Genomic DNA, 16,104 nt, shown 5'->3' with positions numbered 1-16,104 from the left:
CGCCCCCTCAGACCACAGCGCTTCGGCCGCGATCGGCAACACCCAGCGACCGCAGCGCCTCGACGATCACCGCCATGCGGCTGCCGAGCGACCCCTTCACCAGCACCACGTCGCCGCTGCGGACGGCGCGCATCACGTGCGGCGCCAGTTCCTTCGACGTCGGCGCATGGTGAACTTCGACCTCGCCCATCAGGCGCTTGCCCAGCCCGGCCATGTCGGGGCCGCAGAGAAAGACCATGCGCGCGCCGGATTCGATCACGGCATCCGCCAGGCCGGCATGCATCTCGGCGCTCTCGTCGCCCAGTTCCAGCATGTCGCCCAGGACCGCGATGCGGCGCCCGCGGGCCGTCGTCTCGCTGGTGCCAAGAACAGAGAGGGCCGCGCGCATGCTCGCCGGATTGGCGTTGTAGCTGTCGTCCAGCATCACCATGACACCGTCTTCCAGCGGGATTTCGACACGGGCGCCGCGACCGTCGACCGGCTGCAGCCGCGTCAGCGCCGGCGCCGCACGGCCCAGGTCGCCGCCGGCAGCCTGCACCGTCGCCAGCACGCCCAGCGCGTTGAGGACCCAGTGCTCGCCCGGCAGGCCGACCGTGAACGTGGCGTCCATGTCCAGGATGCTGGCGCGAACGCAGGAAAGCTCAGGCTTCACCCGGGCGCAGACAAGCCGCACCGAAGCCAGATCGTCGGCGCCGAAGGTCACCAGCCGGCCGACGCCGGCATTGCGCGCCGCCGCCGCCAGTCGTTTGGTCTGCGGCAGGTCGGCAGGCAGCACGGCGACGCCGTCGGCGTCCATCGACTGGAAGATCTCGGCCTTGGCGTCGGCGATCTCGTCCAGCGAGTTGAACGCCGCCATGTGCGCCGGGGCGATGGTGGTGATCAGCGCCACGTGCGGACGGACCATGTCGGTCAGATGCGCAATCTCGCCCGCATGGTTCATGCCCATCTCGAGGACGGCGAAGTCGAGCTGCCGCGGCATCCGCGCCAGCGTCAGCGGCACGCCCCAGTGGTTGTTGTAGCTGCGCTCGGAGGCATGGACCCGGGCGCCGGTCTCGGCGAGGCAGTGACGGATGGCTTCCTTGCAGCCGGTCTTGCCGGCGGACCCGGTGACGCCAATGACCCTCGCCGGCGTCCGGTCCCGCGCGGCGCGGCCCAGCGCCTCGAGCGCCTTCATCGTATCGTCCACGATCAGCAACCGCGCCGGATCGGCGCCATCGATCCCGCGATGCACGACGGCGGCCGCCGCACCTTTCTTCAGGGCATCGACCACCCAGTCGTGGCCGTCGGAATTTTCGCCGATGACGGCGATGAACAGGTCGCCCTGCTCGATGGTCCGGGTGTCGATCGACACGCCGGCCGCCATCCAGTCGCCGGCCGTCCGGCCTCCCGTCGCCTCGGCCGCTTCCGATGCCGTCCAGATATCGTTCACTTCCGCGCCTCCATTGCTTCGCCCGTCACCGACAGGTCGTCAAAAGGAAGCGTTTCGTTGCCGACAATCTGGCCGGATTCGTGGCCTTTTCCGGCCACAAGCGCGACATCGCCGGGCTGCAGCAGCCCGGCGGCGTGGAAGATCGCCTCTCGGCGGTCGCCAATCTCGATACCGCCCTCGCAGGCCGACATGATCTCGGAGCGGATGAACGCCGGATCCTCGGTGCGGGGATTGTCGTCGGTAACGATGGCGACGTCCGACAGTTCCGCGGCGATGCGTCCCATCACCGCGCGCTTGGCCCGGTCGCGGTCGCCGCCGCAGCCGAACACGGTCACGATCCGGCCCTTCGTGTGCGGACGAAGCGCGGAAATCGCAGCGCGCAGGGCATCCGGCGTGTGCGCATAGTCCACGAAGGCCGCGGTCCCGGCGTCCCCTCCCGCCGGCTGAAGCCGGCCGGGTGCACCCTTGAGCTGGCTCGCGGCCCGGGTGGCGGGTGCCAGCTCGGCGCCCAGGGAGACCGCCAGCGCCATCGCGGCGACGGCGTTCTCGGCCTGGAAGTCGCCGATCAGCGGCAGATCGAAGGCCGCCGCGCCGGCTGGCGTCTCGAGGGCGACATGCTGACCCGAGAAATCCTCGGCGCGGGCGCTGAAGCGGAAATCGGCATCGCTCCGGCCATAGCTGACAACATGCAGTCCGGCAGCGCGCGCGGCGTCCGCCGCCTTCCGGCCGAATTCGGTATCGATATCGATCACCGCCGGCGCACCCTGCGCCAACAGGTCCCGGAACAGCCGCATCTTGGCGTCGAAATAGTCCTCGACCGTCGGGTGATAGTCGAGGTGGTCGTGGCTGAGATTGGTAAAGCAGCCTGCCGCGATCTTCAGGCCATCGAGGCGACGCTGCACAAGGCCGTGGCTGGACGCTTCCAGCGCCAGATGGGTGACGCCGTCATTGGACAGCGCGGCGATCTGGCGATGCAGCACGACCGGGTCCGGGGTGGTCAGCCCGCCCGAATAGTGGCCGTTGCGCGTGGTCACACCCAGCGTGCCGACGCAGGCCGCGTTGCGGCCAAGTGACTGCCAGATCTGACGGAGGAACCAGACAATGGACGACTTGCCGTTGGTGCCAGTCACGGCGACCACCGTTTCCGGCTGCGAGCGATAGTAGAGCGCCGCCATCTGCGCGAGGCAGCGGCGCGGATCCTCGCCCCGGATCACCGGAACGGCTGCCGTCAGCGCCTGTCCGGCCAGCACGGCGACGGCGCCGCGTTCGACCGCCTGCGCAACGAATGCTGCACCATCCTGCTTCACGCCTGGCAGGGCCGCGAACAGAAAGCCGGGCTGCACTTCCCGGCTGTCCGCCGTCAGCCCCGCGATCTCGATATCGCCTGCCTGTCCCGCCTTTTCGCCAACCAGCCTAGAGAGTTTCATTCTTGCTGACCTTGATCTGGACATTGTCGGGCAGCGAGAGCGCCTCCTGGACATCGGGGCTTTCGGGCGAAACGGGCTGGATGCCCAGGATGGGTGCAATCCCGGGCACGATGCGGCCAACCGTCGGCGCGGCGGTCCAGCCGGCGGTGGCGTAGCCGAAGGTCTCCTTGGTGCCCTTCGGCTCGTCCAGGACGGCCAGCACCACATAACGCGGGTCCTGCATCGGGAAGGCGCCGGCGAAGGAGGTGATCATCCGCTTCCGGGAATAGCCGCGGCCGATGGCCTTTTCCGCGGTACCGGTCTTGCCGCCGACGATGTAGCCCGGCGCATCCGCCTTGCGGCCGGTGCCCTCGGCGACGACCAGACGAAGCAGCTTCCGCAGCTTCTCCGACGTTGCCGCGGACATGACCTCGCGCTCGGACACCGGATTGCCGGGGCCGCGCTTCAGAAGGGTCGGCGCAACGTAGCGCCCGCCATTGACCATCGCCGCCATGGCGGCGGCGAGCTGGACCGGGGTGACCGCCAGGCCGTGCCCGAAGGCGATGGTCATGGTCTCCAGTTCGCGCCAGTTGGCCGGCGCCTGCGGATCGATCACTTCCGGCAGCTCGATGGGCGACGGATCAAGCAGGCCGAGCGCGCCGAGAAAGCGCTGCTGGGCATCCGTGCCGATATCCACCGCCATCTTCGCGGCGCCGATATTGGAGGAGTACTTGAAGATCTCGGCCACGGTCATCCAGCGCGCCTTGGCGTGGTGATCGCGGATCGTGAAGCGGCCGAAGCGGATTGGGTGCGTGGCGTCATAGCCGTCGGAGAGCCGCAGCTGACCGACTTCAAGCGCCATCGCGGTGGTGAATGCCTTGAAGGTCGAGCCCATCTCGTAGCGGCCGTAGGTCGCCCGGTTGAAGAAGGCGTCCTCGCGCACCGGTTCGCGGCGGTTGGCGTCGAAGTCGGGCAGCGAGACCAGCGAGACGATCTCGCCGGTGTTCACGTCCAGCACCACCGCCGAACCGCCGATGGCGGAGAACTCGTCGATGGATGCCTGCAGTTCCCGGCGGACGACATGCTGCACGCCGAGATCGATGGAAAGTTCCAGCGGCTTCGCGGACGGATCGGTCAGCCGCTCTTCGAGGCCGCGCTCGATGCCCGCACGGCCGCGGTGTTCGATATCCAGGAAGCCGACCACATGCGCGGTTTCCGCGCCCGCGGGATAGCTGCGCGTGACGGTCGGCAGCAGTTCCAGCGCCGGATCACCGACCTGATAGAGCGCCGCGACCTGCTGAGGGGTCAGGCGGCGGTTCAGGAAGACGCTCGAACGGCCGGATGTCAGCCGCTCCTCGATGCCCGCCGGATCGTCCGACCCGAGCGCGCGAGCCAGCCGGACCGACAGGCCTGCAGGGTCCTTCACCTTTCGCCGGTGGACCATCAGTGCGCGGGTCGGCAGATCGATAGCCAGCAGGTTGCCGCTGCGGTCGACGATGGCGGCGCGCCGGCGCCAGACCTTCTCGTCGGCTTCGGGCTCGGCGGCTTCGGCGCGGGCGACGGCAGGCGGCGTGTCCCAGGGCTTCGCCAGCTGGACGGTGCGCGCCGACAGCGTGCCGAAGCCGACGGCGAAGACCAGAGCCAGCAGGCCCAAACGGCGGCGGACGCGGGTGGCGTCGCCGGTCGGCATGCGCCGCTTCAGATCGCGGCCGGTCAGTTCGGCCGAGGGCTGGAAGTCGTTCGCGGACTGGCTCATTTGACCACCTCCGTCGCCTTCGCCTCGACAATGCCGTCGAGGCGGTCGATCAGGATCGGCAGGGCCGCCGGATCGGCGATGATCCGCTCGGGGTCGGCCGGCCCCAGGGCGAGGACCTTGCTGTAGCGCGCGGCCAGATCCTCGATCCGGGTCGGCCGCACCTGATAGCTCCACTCGGCGCGCAGCATGTGGATGTCGCGCTCGGCGGCCTCGATCTCCATCTCCAGCGCCGCGGCGCGGTCGGCAGCCGCGTCGTAGCGGCGCTCGATCTCGTAGACCGCACCGATGGCCACGAGGCCGACCAGGGCCGAGACGATCGTGAGACTGCGCTTCATGCCGCCCACCCCATGGCTTCCGGCGCCTCCGGCCAGGGTTCGGAGGCCAGCCGCTCGGCGACCCGGAGACGGGCCGACCGCGCACGCGGATTGGTGTCGGTCTCTGCCTTCGACGGCTTGATTGCGCCGCGCTTGATCAGCCGGAAGGAGGGCGCCCGCACCGCTTCGGTTTCCGGACGGTGGCGCGACCCGCGCGGCTCGGCGCCTGAACGCTCGGCCATGAACTGCTTGACGATGCGGTCTTCGAGGCTGTGGAAGCTGACGACGGCCAGACGCCCGCCCGGCGCAAGCGCCCGCTCCGCGCCATGCAGCCCCCGGCGCAATTCGCCCAGCTCGTCATTGACCGCGATGCGCAGGGCCTGGAAGACCCGCGTCGCCGGATGGATCTTCGCCCCGCCCTGCGGCGCGGCTGCGGCGACCGTCTCGGCCAGCTTCAAGGTGTTCTCGAAGGGGCCCGCCCGCCGCGCCTCGACGATGGCGCGGGCAATCCGCCGGCTGCGGCGCTCGTCGCCATAGTGGAAGAAGAGGTCCGCCAGCCGCGCCTCGTCCCAGTCATTGACGATATCTGCGGCGGTCAGGCCGTCGCCGCCCATCCGCATGTCCAGCGGCCCGCTGCGCATGAAGCTGAATCCGCGATGCGCCTCGTCGAGTTGCGGCGAGGAGACGCCGAGATCCATGGCCACACCGTCCAGCGCCGGCGCTCCGGCATCGGCGAGCAGGTCGGCCAGATCGCCGAAGCGCCCCTCGACCGGAATCGGCCGGCCGCCGAAGGTTTCGGCGAGGACGCGGGCGGCGGCGATGGCGTCGGGATCGCGGTCGATGGCGTAGACGCTGCAGGCCGCGCGCTCGAGCCAGATGCGGGTGTAGCCGCCGCGTCCAAAGGTGCAGTCGGCGTAGGTTCCGCCGGCCCGCAGGTCAAGGGCGTCCGCGACTTCTCCGCCCATGACCGGATGGTGCACGCTCATTCAACCCGTCCTCCGTCCGGAAGGGCGAGCAGACCCTCGTGCGCCTCCTTGGAGCGCTCGCGGGAGCGGGCCTTCTTGTCGCCGACCCGGTCGGGCCGCATCAGCGAGAACTGGTCGCCGCGGCCGACGAAGGCGACTTCCTTGTCGATACCCATCTTGTCGCGCAGATGCGGCGGCAGAACGATGCGGCCGTCCCCGTCGATGGAGAAGGTCTCGACATCGGCGAAGACCGAGTAGGTCACGTCTTCATAGGTCTCGCTGGTCGGGTCCTGCCGCTCGAGGCGGTCATAGAGCTTCGAGAGATAGTTCTCGCCGCAGCCCACCAGCACGTCGGCGTCGTGTTTCGACGGAAAGACGTGAACCTCGGGGCCGCCCTCGGATTCCAGCAACGCACGGAACTTCGACGGAATGGAAACGCGTCCATTCCGGTCGATCTTCCGAACGTGCGTGCCGAGGAAAATTCTCATGCCCGGCTTCAGTCTCCGTTCTCTGGTTCAGGCGTCGCCGCCGCTTCGCGCTCCCCTCCACAGACGTCGCGAGATTTCCGGAGATCATCGGAAATTTCTGGAGCATTCATGGATATAAATGGAAAAAAATGGGTAGTCAATGGAATGAGCCGGAATGAACCGGGGGAAAACCGCCGTATTCCGGGGCTCGCCGGAAGTTTTTGGTAAATGAATGGCAAACAAGAACACAAAAGGAACATTCTGTTCTTTGCAGGCGTGACCTGTCCGTGCCTGCGGCGTAGGCTGGCGCCGGTTTCACTGGGGAGGCGCAGGATGGACGACCGGATCAGCTACGAGATCGAGGCCTTCAACACGGCGACGGCGAGCGAGAACCGCATTCATGACGACGGCATCGCCAAGCGCTTCGGCTTCCAGGGCGGCCTGGTGCCGGGCGTCGATGTCTATGCCTACATGACGCGGGCGGCGCTGATCGGTCTCGGACGGGACTTCCTGAGCCGTGGCGAGATGACATGCCGCTTCGGGCAGCCTGTCTATGACGGCGAAACGGTCACGGTGACCGGCGATCCCGACGGCGAAGGCGGCCTGACCATCCAGGTTGCCGGCCGCGGCCAGACCCTGGCGACTGGCACGGCGCGCCTGCTCGACAATGGCGGCGTCCCGGTGCCCGACAGCTATGCTGTGGCGGAACTGCCATCGCCGGAAGACAGGCCGCCCGCAGGCCCTGCCTCGCTGCCCGAAGGATCGGCGCTTGGCGTGATCCGCGAGACCGCAGACAAGGACGGACAGACCGCGTATCGGGCCGACATCCGGGAGACCCATGGCCTCTATGGCGATGCGGGCCTGGTGCATCCCGGCTTTCTGCTCCGGCGGGCGAACAGCGCGCTGAAGGACAATGTCAGGCTGGGGCCGTGGATCCATGTCGGCTCGACTGTCCGGCACTTTGCCGCCCTGCCCGCCGGCAGCGAACTGGAGACCCGCTCAAGTGTCCGGAAGCTCTATGACCACAAGGGACACGGCTTCGTCGAACTCGATGTCGCACTCTTCTCCGGCGGCCGCGCCATTGCACAGATCGACCACGTCGCCATCTATGAGCCAAGACAAGTCAGAACGAGGGCCTAAGCCCCCCCATGCGAGCCAGTCTGTTTTCAGTAGCGTTTGCGATGGCTGCGCTCGCCACACCGGCGTTCGCCCAGAGCAATGACGATCGCGAGCGCGGCGGCTATATCGACGCCGTCACCGATGCCGGTCCGCCCGTCCATGAGGAAGAGGCGGATGTCGGCACCCTCTCGATCATCGTCGAGAACGACTATTTCGCCCAGACCGACCAGAACTACACCAACGGCCTGCGCGTGCAGTATCTGCGCCCAAAAGGACATGTCAGCGACCTGACCGAATGGGTCGCCGACATCCTGACCGGCGTCGAGGACGAAGGGCGCATCTATGAAGGCGTATCCGTCGGCCAGAGCATCTTCACCCCGACCGATATCACCGACCCCAATCCCCGGCCCGGCGAGCAACCCTATGCAGGCTGGCTCTATCTCGAACTGGCGGGCGTCGTCGACAATGTCAGCCATGTCGATACGACCTCGGTAACTGCCGGCATCGTCGGCCCGCTCGCAGGCGGCGAGATCGTGCAGAACACCTTCCACCGCATCATCAACAGCGAGCGCGCCGAGGGCTGGGACAACCAGCTGGATACCGAGCCCGGCCTGATGTTGAGCTGGGACCGCACCTGGCGCGTAGGCCGCTCGCTCCGGGAATACTGGTTCGATGCGCTGCCGACGGCCGGCGTCACCGTGGGCAATGTGCTGACCGAAGGCCGCGTCGGGTTCATGTTCCGCTTCGGCCCGGACCTGCAGGACGATCTGGGCCCGCCGCGCATCCGGCCCAGCCTCGCCGGCGCCGGCTTTCTCGGCGGCTCGCCCGACTTCAACTGGTATCTGTTTGCGGGGCTTCAGGGGCGCGGGGTGCTGCGCAACATCTTTCTGGACGGCAACACCTTCTCCGACAGCCTGTCCGTACGGAAGCGCAACTTTGTCCACGACGCCCAGGCCGGCATCGCACTGCATTACCGTGGTCTGCGTTTCAGCTACACGCTGGTCCGCAGAAGCCGCGAATTCGAAACGCAGGACGATCCACATTATTTCGCGGCGTTCGCGCTTACCATGCGCTACTGACCTTGTGAGTCCCGCGGCCACGAATGAGTTCTGTTGCAGACTGTCCGGATACAGAGTTCTCCCCGCCAGGGAACGCTGTTTGTGACAGATATATTACATTTTGTCGGGTGTCTGGATTGGTCTAGCCTCCATCGCTTGCGTTGAGCGACCGTCCGGCCTTTCGGACCGGCCAGCGCTTCGAACTCGCGGGGGATTGCAGCCATGAATGCCAGACCCGGGCATTGCCGGCAGGTGCATCGATAAGCGATGGCTGGCGCGAACAATCCGGCTGCGCCGGTCGAGATCGAGATCAAGCTGACGGGAGCACCGGCGAGCCTCAAGAAGGCCTTCACGGCGCTGGGCGGCGGGAAACCGAAGTCCGCCCAGGTCGTCAGCGTCTACTACGACACGCGGGACGACCGGCTCTGGCGCAAGGGCTACACGCTCCGGCTGCGCCAGAAGGGCGCCGGCCACGAACTTACCCTGAAATCCGAAGGCGGCGGCAATCTGGAGCGCGGCGAATGGTCGTCGATGCTGGACGCGCCGATCCCCGATCCGGGCCTGCTGCCGGCAACCGCGCCGCGCGGTGAACTGGGTCTGATCCTGCCCGAGGAGCTTGGCGAGCGGCACCGGACCGAGGTCCGCCGCACCAAGAAGCTGGTCGAACTGGACGACGCGGTCGTCGAAGTCTCGCTGGACGAAGGCGCCATCCGCGCGGGCGAAGAGCGCATGCCGGTCGCCGAGCTGGAACTGGAACTGGTGAAGGGCGACCCCGCGGCCATTCTGAGATCGGCCGAACGGATGCTGCAGCGCTTCCCGCTGGCGCTGGATTCGCGTTCCAAGGCCGCCCGCGGCATGGCGCTCGCGCAGAACGCACCGCCAGCCTGGGAGAAGGCGAGCAAACCGGCGCTGAACCCGAAGGACAGCGTCGATACCGCCATCGCCCGGATTCTTCAGATCACGGCGGCGCAGGTCCTCGCGAACATCGCCGCCGCGGCGGACGGCCAGGATTCGGAAGGCGTCCATCAGCTTCGCGTGGCGCTGCGCCGCATGCGGTCGGCCTTCTCCATTTTCGGCGGCCTGATCGGCGACGATCTCGAGGGGCTCAATGAACAGGCCAGGCACATCCTGAAATCCCTTGGCGATGCACGCGATCTCGATGTCTTCATCGAGGAGACCATGCCGCCCGTGCTTGAGGAGCATGACGGCGCAAAGGGTTTGACACAGCTTGGCGAGCGCGCCGACGAGGCACGCAACGAAGCCTATGGTCATGTTCGCTCGATGCTGGCCGAGCCCGTATTGGGCCAGTTCGTGCTGCGTGTCTTGCTGACGGCAGAACACATCGCCGGGCGGCGGGAGAACACCGGACCAATACGCGACCTGGCGCAGAAGGAACTGAAGCGCCGCCGCAAGAAGGTGCTGAAGAAGGGCGAAGGCTTCGAGACCATGCCCACGCCCGAGCGGCACATGGTCCGTATCGCGCTCAAGAAGCTGCGTTACGCCGTCGACTTCTTCCAGTCGCTCTATCCCGAGGACGCCGTCGCCCCCTATCAGACCCTGATCAAGGATCTGCAGGACGACTTCGGCACGATGAACGACGCCGCGGTGGCCGAGGAGCTCGCCGAACGGTTGGCCGGCGGCTATGTCGAGGCCATGATGGGCGCGGCCCTTCTGAAGGGCTGGTACGCGCACCGGCTGAAGGCGGTCGAACCGCACATGATCGGGGCCTGGCAGCAGTTCTGCGACGCCCGTCCCTTCTGGAAGACGTGAGGACCTGGAATGGCTCAGATCTCCGTACTGGTCGCCAATGCCAAGGGCGGCTGCGGCAAGACCACACTGGCCACCAACCTGGCGACGGCCTTCGCGAATGCCGGTCTCAAGACAGGGCTGGCAGAAGGCGACAAGCAGCGCTCCAGCCTGCAGTGGCTGAAGCGCCGGCCCGGCGACGCCGCGCCGATCGAGGCCTTCGACTGGCGCAGCGGGCCGGACACCAAGCTGCCGAAGAAGCTGGAGCGGCTGGTGATCGACGCGCCGGCCGGCGTCACGTCGAAGAGCGTGCTCGCCTTTCTGGACTATGCCGATCTGGTGGTGATGCCGGTGCTGCCCTCAATCTTCGACGAGGGCGCGACCCGGCGCTTCCTGAAGAAGGTCGACGAACTGAAGCCGATCCGGAAAGGCCGCAAGCCGCTCGCCGTCGTCGCCAACCGCGTGCGCGTGAATACCCGCGCCGCCCGCGAACTGGACGAGTTCCTCGAAGATCTGGGTCACGAGGTCGTCACACGGTTCTCCGACCGCGCGCTCTATCAGGATGTGGCGCGGCAGGGGCTCGGCATCTTCGACCTGACGCCGTCGCGCCGCGCCGGCGCCATCGACGACTGGCTGCCGCTTGTGCGCCTGATCGAGGATCAGGCCTGACCGCCTGATCGGGCCGCCGGCCGACATTGCCGCTGGTCATCACGGGAATGCGCTGGCAGACCGATCTGCGCACGCCCGAACGGACCTGTTGTCATGACGACCGCCCCGACCATCGAGACCCCTCGTCTTCTCCTGCGGGAGCCTGTACTCGCAGACTGGCCCGGTTTCGCCGAGGTGATGACCTCGGATCGCGCCTTGCACATGGGCGGACCGCATTCCGTCGCCTATGCGTGGGGCGCCTTCTGCCACGGTATCGCCCTGTGGCGGCTCTACGGCCTCGGCAATCTCTCGATCGAGCTTCGAGGGACCCGAGAGTGTATCGGGCAGATCGAAATCAATCAGGGCCCGCGGTTCCCCGAGCCGGAACTCGGCTGGCAACTGAACATCGAGGCCGAGGGCAAGGGGTACGCTTTCGAAGCCGCGGTCGCGATGCGCGACTGGGTCTTCAGGGAGCGCGGTCTGAAGACATTGGTGAGTTACATCGGACAGGAAAATACCCGCTCGATCCGGCTTGCCCAGCGCCTCGGCGCGTCGCTTGACGCACAGGCGCAACCACAGGACCCGGGGGATCTGGTCTTTCGGCATGTACCGGGCCGGCCATAGCCCGGAATTGCAGGCGGCGAAGATCGCGCTCCAACGACCCGCCCGGTCCGCTAGGAAGCGGCGGACAGTCCCTTCAGGATCGGGCAGTCGGGCCGCGCATCGCCGGAACAGGCTTCGGCCAGATGCGATAGCTCGTCGCGGAGCGTCTGCAGCTCCGCCATCTTCGCGTCGATCTCGTCCAGCCGCTCCAGCGCGATCGCCTTGACGTCGGCGCTGGCCCGGTCGCGATCCTCGTAGAGCGCCAGCAGTTCGCGGCAATCCTCGATGGAGAAGCCGAAGCCCCGCGCCCGCTGGACGAAGCGGAGTTTCTGGACCTCGGTCGATGAATAGTCGCGGTAGCCATTGTCGCGCCGCGCCGACGGGCTCACCAGCCCGATGTCGGCGTAGTAGCGCACGGTCTTGGTCGGCAGACCGCTCGCGCGCGCCGCATCTCCGATGTTCATGGTGCCGCACCTCCTGCCCGGCAATTTACTTTCGGCATGATCGCATATATCTACCCGGACCATGATTGCGATGACGACCAAGAAGCCGACCACCAAAACGACCCGCTCGCGCGGGGCGTTTCAGGTCGTGCGCCCGGTCTGACAGGCGGCGATCGGAAACTGGCCCCGCGGAAGCGCGGGGCTGAGCCAGACGGCATATCCGGTCCCGCGTCTCCGCACAGATACCCTGGAGACTGACCCATGACTGCCTCGAACGAGATCGATTATCTGCCCAATGTCGGCATTGTCGGCGCCACCGGCCTGGTCGGCGAGATGATGCGCCACCTGCTGGACGAGCGCGATTTCCCGCTGGGCCAGCTGCGCCTGTTCGCCTCCGCGCGGTCGGCCGGCAAGACCATGCGCTGGCGCGACCGCGACATCACCGTCGAGGACGCCACCGAAGCCGACTATGCCGGCCTGGACATCGTCTTCTTCTCGGCCGGCGGCGCCACCAGCAAGGCGCTGGCGCCGAAGGTCGCCGCGGCCGGCGCGGTGGTGATCGACAACTCCTCCGCCTACCGCTCGGACCCCGAGGTGCCGCTGGTGGTCGCGGAAGTGAACGCCGACCGACTGACCGACCTGCCGAAGGGGATCATCGCCAACCCGAACTGCACCACCATGGCCGCCATGCCGGCGCTGAAGCCGCTGCATGACGCCGCCGGTCTGAAGCGTCTGGTCGCCAGCACCTATCAGGCGGCCTCGGGCGCCGGCGTGGCCGGCATCGACGAACTGGAAGCCCAGTTGCAGGCCGCCGCCGGACAGACCCGCGGTCTCGCCACCCATGGCGATGCCGTCGACTTCCCCGAGCCCGCCAAGTGGGCCGTGCCGCTGGCGCACAACATCGTCGCCTTCGACTACAAGCTGGTCGAGGACGGCTATACCGAGGAAGAGGTCAAGCTGCGCGACGAGACGCGGAAGATCCTCGAGATCCCGGACCTGCCGGTCTCCGGCACCTGCGTGCGCGTGCCCGTCTTCACCGGTCACTGCCTGTCGATCAACGCCGAATTCGAGCGCGAGATCACGCCGGAGAGGGCGCTGGAACTGCTTGCCGAAGCGCCCGGCGTGGAACTGGCCGACGTGCCGAATCCGCTGGACGCCACCGGCCGCGATCCGGTCTTCGTGGGCCGCGTCCGCAAGGATCCGACGGTCGAGCACGGCCTGGTGCTGTTCGTGACCGGCGACAACCTGCGCAAGGGCGCGGCGCTGAACGCGATCCAGATCGGCGAGGCGATGCTGCCGCTGCTGGCGTCGCAGCGGAACGCGGAAGCCGCGGAGTAGTACAAGGCCTGTCTGAGGCGCAGGCCGGGAACCTGCGCCTCAGATGGCCAGTTCGGCCCGCCGTTCGGCGAGCGTGGCCCGGATCATGTCCTTCAGCCAGACCAGCCCCGGATCCGCATCGTTGCGGTGATGCCAGGTCATCTGGAAGTTCTGCGCGGTGACCGGCACCGGCGGGGTCAGCACCTGCAGCCGGTCGCGGTAGGGCGACGCCTCGATATGCATCCGGCTGGCGTAGCCGACCAGATCGGTCTGGGCGACCATCTCGATGATGGATGACGGCCGGTTGACCAGCACCACATCGTGGCGCTCCGGCCGGTTCACCAGCCGGAAGAAGCGTCCGTTGGCCAGCGCGCCGGGCGCCATGTCCATCGAGACCTGACCGGTCTGTTCCAGCTGGGCCTTGGTGACCGAGCCCCTGATCGCCGGATGGCCGCGCCGCGCGATCACCTGCAGATCCATTGGCATCAGTTCTTCCCAGCGAAGGTCGGGATGGTGCGCGGGGGCGACGTTCATCGCCAGATCCGCCTGACCGCTCTCCAGCGCGTCGACGATCGGCACCTTGGCCGTGACCAGCAGCCGGAAGGTCACGCCGGTATGGTCCTGGACCTTGCGGATCAGCGACGGCATCAGGATGGTCTCGAACACGTCCAGCATGTGCAGCCGGAACTCCCTGACGTCCTTCGCCGGATCGAAGGACGCGTCGGGGCGGACGATGACCTCGATCTCCTGCAGCGCCCGTCGGACGCGCCCGATCAGTTCGTCCGCCCGCGCGCTTGGCTGCACGCCCCGCGGCTGGCGGATGAACAGCGGATCGTTCAGCACCGAACGCAGGTGAGCCAGCAGGTTCGACATGGTCGGCTGCGAGAATCCGAGCGACTGCCCGGCCCGCGAAATGTTCCGCGTCGAATAGATCGCCTCGAAGGCCATCAGGTGTTTGATCTCGAGCTGCCGCAGGGGGTTGCCACCCGGCGTGTCGGGCATGTCGCGTTCGTTCATAAGCAATCCTGATATCTAGATATCGGAATTTAGGCGCTACTGAACATTCCAATTCCTTAGTAGGTATCACTCACCAACAAAAAGAGAAAGACAGCAATTTCAGTAACCGTTTTCGCGGCACCGCACCCCGGTCGGGAGGGGGTGGCAGATGCCGGTGGAGTGTGGGAGATCACGATGCAACAGGTGTCTGCGACCAGTCCGCTTGGCAAATACCGGCCGCCCGCCACAGGCTTCGCCTGGGCCGGCCCGAAACTCGAAACGGCCATGAACCGCGCAACGATCCGCTCGCCCTTTCTCAGGCGGATCCTCTCGGTGCTGTTCCTCCCGATCGTCTGGCGGCTCGGACTGCGCATCAACTACGCGATGGACGACTTCTTCGTCGAAGTGCCGCACAGCCGGATGAACCGGAACTCCTACGGCACCATCGGCGGCGCCGCGCTGCTGGCCAATCTGGAACTCGCCGCCGGATGCTACCTGTTCATGCGTACCGACGGCGGCCACCGCATCGTCTGCCGCAATGTGAACTACCGCTTCATGCTGCCTTCGACCAACGGTCTGCGCCTGGAGGTCGAGCCGCTGGACGAGGATCTTGAAGCCGCCATCCAGTCGGGCAAGCCGTTCAACGCCAACGTCAAGGTAAACGTCTTCTCCCGCGGCGACAGCAAGGGCCAGCGCGGTCGGCGCATCGGCCGCGGCGAGATGAAGTTCCATCTCTGGCCGAACACGACGGGCGCGTGATGCGCGGACTGCCCGCGGCGTTCTTCCTCGCCTGCTCCTGGTTCTGGTGCATCGGGGGGTTCTTCCCGGTTCTGCTGGAACGGGAGTTCGGCGCCGTCGCCCTGCCCTTCTTCATCGTCTTCAACGTGGCGGGGGCGACGCTGTTCGGCCTCGTCTGGACCGGCGCGGGCCGCCAGAGCTTCCTGGCCCGCCACAGGCTGCCGGCCGAAGCCTTCTCGCTGCTGATCGCCGGCTATCACCTGGTCTTCATGGCCTGGATCTCGACGCTGCTCGGCAGTCCTGTGCCGCTGATCGGCTTCGTCGCGGCGGCGGCCGCGTTCACGGTGCTGAGGCGGCAACTGACGGAACTCGCACCCGCGGTCTTCGGGATCACGCTGATCCTGTTCTCGGTCATCCTGACGACCGGCGAACCCGCGCCCGCACCGGCGGCGGCGCTGCAGCCCTTCGCCCATCAAATCCTGCCGCTCGCGCTCGGCTTCCTGCTCGCCCCGTATTTCGACCTCACCTTCCATCGGGCTTTCGCCGAGAGTCCGAGGCCACGTGTCAGCTTCCTGCTGGGCTTCGGGGTGCTGTTTCTCGCGCTGCTGGGCGGGATGTATCTGGCGGCCCCGTTCTTCGCCCCTTTGCTGACATCGGCTTCGTTCTCGGGAACGGCCGTCTACGCGATCGTCTCCCTGCTCGTGCTGCAGACGGGTTTCACGACAGCGGCGCACCTGCGCGAACTGGCCGGGTCACGATGGGCGGACCGGCGCCTCGCGGCGCCCATTGCCGGATCGGTCGTCGTCCTGGCCGTCCTGCACCCGCTCGCCGGGCTGGCCGTTCCCGAGATCGCGCAGATGGCCGGCGAACTGGTCTATCGAGGCTTCGTCTTCCTGATCGGCGTCCTGTTTCCGGTGATCCTGCTTTTCGGCGGTCTCAACCGCCGGGCGCTCACTGCCATGGCGTTCCTGACGCCCTGCTACACGCTCGGCTTCCTGATCGGCGGCGACTTCTCCCCGTTCCTGTCCGTCGCCATGGCCGGGCTCGCCGTCCTGTACTGGCTCAGGCCGCGCCTGGCCGCAACGCAACCGAACTGAAG

16 protein-coding genes are annotated in these 16,104 nt (G+C 67.2%); 8 read left to right on the top strand and 8 right to left on the bottom strand.

Annotated elements, in window-relative coordinates; translation table 11 throughout:
- Positions 1-7: 7 nt before the first annotated feature.
- From ACMVY4_RS09450 to ACMVY4_RS09425, 6 genes are read right to left on the bottom strand one after another with little or no spacing between them, the layout of a single operon-like run.
- Positions 8-1,429: a UDP-N-acetylmuramoylalanyl-D-glutamyl-2,6-diaminopimelate--D-alanyl-D-alanine ligase gene (locus ACMVY4_RS09450; RefSeq protein ID WP_416899908.1), complete on the bottom strand. Its 1,422-nt coding sequence runs from the start codon at positions 1,427-1,429 to the stop codon at positions 8-10.
- Complete coding sequence (locus ACMVY4_RS09445; RefSeq protein WP_416899907.1) at positions 1,426-2,856, bottom strand: UDP-N-acetylmuramoyl-L-alanyl-D-glutamate--2,6-diaminopimelate ligase; 1,431 nt, start codon at positions 2,854-2,856, stop codon at positions 1,426-1,428. Before ACMVY4_RS09445 ends, ACMVY4_RS09450 begins: the two co-directional genes overlap by 4 nt.
- Positions 2,843-4,591: a peptidoglycan D,D-transpeptidase FtsI family protein gene (locus ACMVY4_RS09440; protein ID WP_416899906.1), complete on the bottom strand. Its 1,749-nt coding sequence runs from the start codon at positions 4,589-4,591 to the stop codon at positions 2,843-2,845. Before ACMVY4_RS09440 ends, ACMVY4_RS09445 begins: the two co-directional genes overlap by 14 nt.
- Positions 4,588-4,926, bottom strand: coding sequence for a cell division protein FtsL (gene ftsL / locus ACMVY4_RS09435; RefSeq protein ID WP_416899905.1), 339 nt, complete (start codon positions 4,924-4,926; stop codon positions 4,588-4,590). Before ftsL ends, ACMVY4_RS09440 begins: the two co-directional genes overlap by 4 nt.
- Positions 4,923-5,891, bottom strand: coding sequence for a 16S rRNA (cytosine(1402)-N(4))-methyltransferase RsmH (rsmH, locus tag ACMVY4_RS09430; protein ID WP_416899904.1), 969 nt, complete (start codon positions 5,889-5,891; stop codon positions 4,923-4,925). The genes ftsL and rsmH overlap by 4 nt, the downstream gene beginning before the upstream one ends.
- Positions 5,888-6,358 (bottom strand): division/cell wall cluster transcriptional repressor MraZ, encoded by a 471-nt coding sequence (locus ACMVY4_RS09425; protein ID WP_416899903.1) that lies wholly within the window; start codon positions 6,356-6,358, stop codon positions 5,888-5,890. The genes rsmH and ACMVY4_RS09425 overlap by 4 nt, the downstream gene beginning before the upstream one ends.
- 312 nt (positions 6,359-6,670) lie before the next feature.
- Here ACMVY4_RS09425 and ACMVY4_RS09420 point away from each other — a divergent pair, with 312 nt between their 5' ends.
- The 5 genes from ACMVY4_RS09420 to ACMVY4_RS09400 all read left to right on the top strand — a co-directional run bounded on the left by ACMVY4_RS09420 (position 6,671) and on the right by ACMVY4_RS09400 (position 11,532).
- Complete coding sequence (locus ACMVY4_RS09420; protein WP_416899902.1) at positions 6,671-7,477, top strand: hypothetical protein; 807 nt, start codon at positions 6,671-6,673, stop codon at positions 7,475-7,477.
- Positions 7,478-7,518: 41 nt separating this feature from the next.
- Positions 7,519-8,535 carry a lipid A deacylase LpxR family protein gene (locus tag ACMVY4_RS09415; protein WP_416899901.1) on the top strand — a complete coding sequence of 339 codons (1,017 nt, stop codon included), beginning with the start codon at positions 7,519-7,521 and terminating at the stop codon, positions 8,533-8,535.
- A gap of 246 nt (positions 8,536-8,781) precedes the next feature.
- Positions 8,782-10,284 (top strand): CHAD domain-containing protein, encoded by a 1,503-nt coding sequence (locus ACMVY4_RS09410; protein ID WP_416899900.1) that lies wholly within the window; start codon positions 8,782-8,784, stop codon positions 10,282-10,284.
- Positions 10,285-10,293: 9 nt separating this feature from the next.
- On the top strand, positions 10,294-10,929 hold the full coding sequence (locus ACMVY4_RS09405; RefSeq protein ID WP_416899899.1) for a division plane positioning ATPase MipZ: 636 nt from the start codon (positions 10,294-10,296) through the stop codon (positions 10,927-10,929).
- Positions 10,930-11,022: 93 nt separating this feature from the next.
- A complete protein-coding gene (locus ACMVY4_RS09400) occupies positions 11,023-11,532 on the top strand; it encodes a GNAT family N-acetyltransferase (protein ID WP_416899898.1) in 510 nt (169 codons plus the stop codon).
- Positions 11,533-11,582: 50 nt separating this feature from the next.
- Here ACMVY4_RS09400 and cueR read toward each other — a convergent pair whose 3' ends face one another.
- Positions 11,583-11,975, bottom strand: coding sequence for a Cu(I)-responsive transcriptional regulator (cueR, locus tag ACMVY4_RS09395; protein WP_416899897.1), 393 nt, complete (start codon positions 11,973-11,975; stop codon positions 11,583-11,585).
- 240 nt (positions 11,976-12,215) lie between these two features.
- On the opposite strand from cueR, the gene ACMVY4_RS09390 reads away from it, so the two are divergent.
- The gene (locus ACMVY4_RS09390; protein WP_416899896.1) at positions 12,216-13,292 is read left to right on the top strand and encodes an aspartate-semialdehyde dehydrogenase; all 1,077 of its coding nucleotides are present in this window, start codon (positions 12,216-12,218) and stop codon (positions 13,290-13,292) included.
- A 39-nt stretch (positions 13,293-13,331) separates the two neighbouring features.
- On the opposite strand, the gene ACMVY4_RS09385 is transcribed toward ACMVY4_RS09390, so the two are convergent.
- A complete protein-coding gene (locus ACMVY4_RS09385) occupies positions 13,332-14,288 on the bottom strand; it encodes a LysR family transcriptional regulator (protein WP_416899895.1) in 957 nt (318 codons plus the stop codon).
- Positions 14,289-14,462: 174 nt separating this feature from the next.
- Between ACMVY4_RS09385 and ACMVY4_RS09380 the strand changes: the two genes are divergently transcribed.
- Both ACMVY4_RS09380 and ACMVY4_RS09375 read left to right on the top strand, forming a co-directional pair.
- Positions 14,463-15,026, top strand: a complete 564-nt coding sequence (locus tag ACMVY4_RS09380; RefSeq protein ID WP_416899894.1) for a DUF4442 domain-containing protein — start codon at positions 14,463-14,465, stop codon at positions 15,024-15,026.
- Positions 15,026-16,102 carry a hypothetical protein gene (locus ACMVY4_RS09375; RefSeq protein WP_416899893.1) on the top strand — a complete coding sequence of 359 codons (1,077 nt, stop codon included), beginning with the start codon at positions 15,026-15,028 and terminating at the stop codon, positions 16,100-16,102. The genes ACMVY4_RS09380 and ACMVY4_RS09375 overlap by 1 nt, the downstream gene beginning before the upstream one ends.
- Positions 16,103-16,104: the final 2 nt, after the last annotated feature.

This window comes from Minwuia sp., assembly GCF_048007105.1.
Taxonomy (GTDB): domain Bacteria; phylum Pseudomonadota; class Alphaproteobacteria; order Minwuiales; family Minwuiaceae; genus Minwuia.
This window is presented reverse-complemented; position numbering and strand designations above follow the sequence as displayed.

Coding starts and splice junctions, on each gene's coding strand:
- ACMVY4_RS09445 (WP_416899907.1), bottom strand. CDS start 2,856: ATGAAACTCTCTAGGCTGGTTGGCGAAAAGGCGGGACAGGCAGGCGAT.
- ACMVY4_RS09440 (WP_416899906.1), bottom strand. CDS start 4,591: ATGAGCCAGTCCGCGAACGACTTCCAGCCCTCGGCCGAACTGACCGGC.
- ftsL (WP_416899905.1), bottom strand. CDS start 4,926: ATGAAGCGCAGTCTCACGATCGTCTCGGCCCTGGTCGGCCTCGTGGCC.
- rsmH (WP_416899904.1), bottom strand. CDS start 5,891: ATGAGCGTGCACCATCCGGTCATGGGCGGAGAAGTCGCGGACGCCCTT.
- ACMVY4_RS09425 (WP_416899903.1), bottom strand. CDS start 6,358: ATGAGAATTTTCCTCGGCACGCACGTTCGGAAGATCGACCGGAATGGA.
- ACMVY4_RS09420 (WP_416899902.1), top strand. CDS start 6,671: ATGGACGACCGGATCAGCTACGAGATCGAGGCCTTCAACACGGCGACG.
- ACMVY4_RS09415 (WP_416899901.1), top strand. CDS start 7,519: ATGGCTGCGCTCGCCACACCGGCGTTCGCCCAGAGCAATGACGATCGC.
- ACMVY4_RS09410 (WP_416899900.1), top strand. CDS start 8,782: ATGGCTGGCGCGAACAATCCGGCTGCGCCGGTCGAGATCGAGATCAAG.
- ACMVY4_RS09405 (WP_416899899.1), top strand. CDS start 10,294: ATGGCTCAGATCTCCGTACTGGTCGCCAATGCCAAGGGCGGCTGCGGC.
- ACMVY4_RS09400 (WP_416899898.1), top strand. CDS start 11,023: ATGACGACCGCCCCGACCATCGAGACCCCTCGTCTTCTCCTGCGGGAG.
- cueR (WP_416899897.1), bottom strand. CDS start 11,975: ATGAACATCGGAGATGCGGCGCGCGCGAGCGGTCTGCCGACCAAGACC.
- ACMVY4_RS09390 (WP_416899896.1), top strand. CDS start 12,216: ATGACTGCCTCGAACGAGATCGATTATCTGCCCAATGTCGGCATTGTC.
- ACMVY4_RS09385 (WP_416899895.1), bottom strand. CDS start 14,288: ATGAACGAACGCGACATGCCCGACACGCCGGGTGGCAACCCCCTGCGG.
- ACMVY4_RS09380 (WP_416899894.1), top strand. CDS start 14,463: ATGCAACAGGTGTCTGCGACCAGTCCGCTTGGCAAATACCGGCCGCCC.
- ACMVY4_RS09375 (WP_416899893.1), top strand. CDS start 15,026: ATGCGCGGACTGCCCGCGGCGTTCTTCCTCGCCTGCTCCTGGTTCTGG.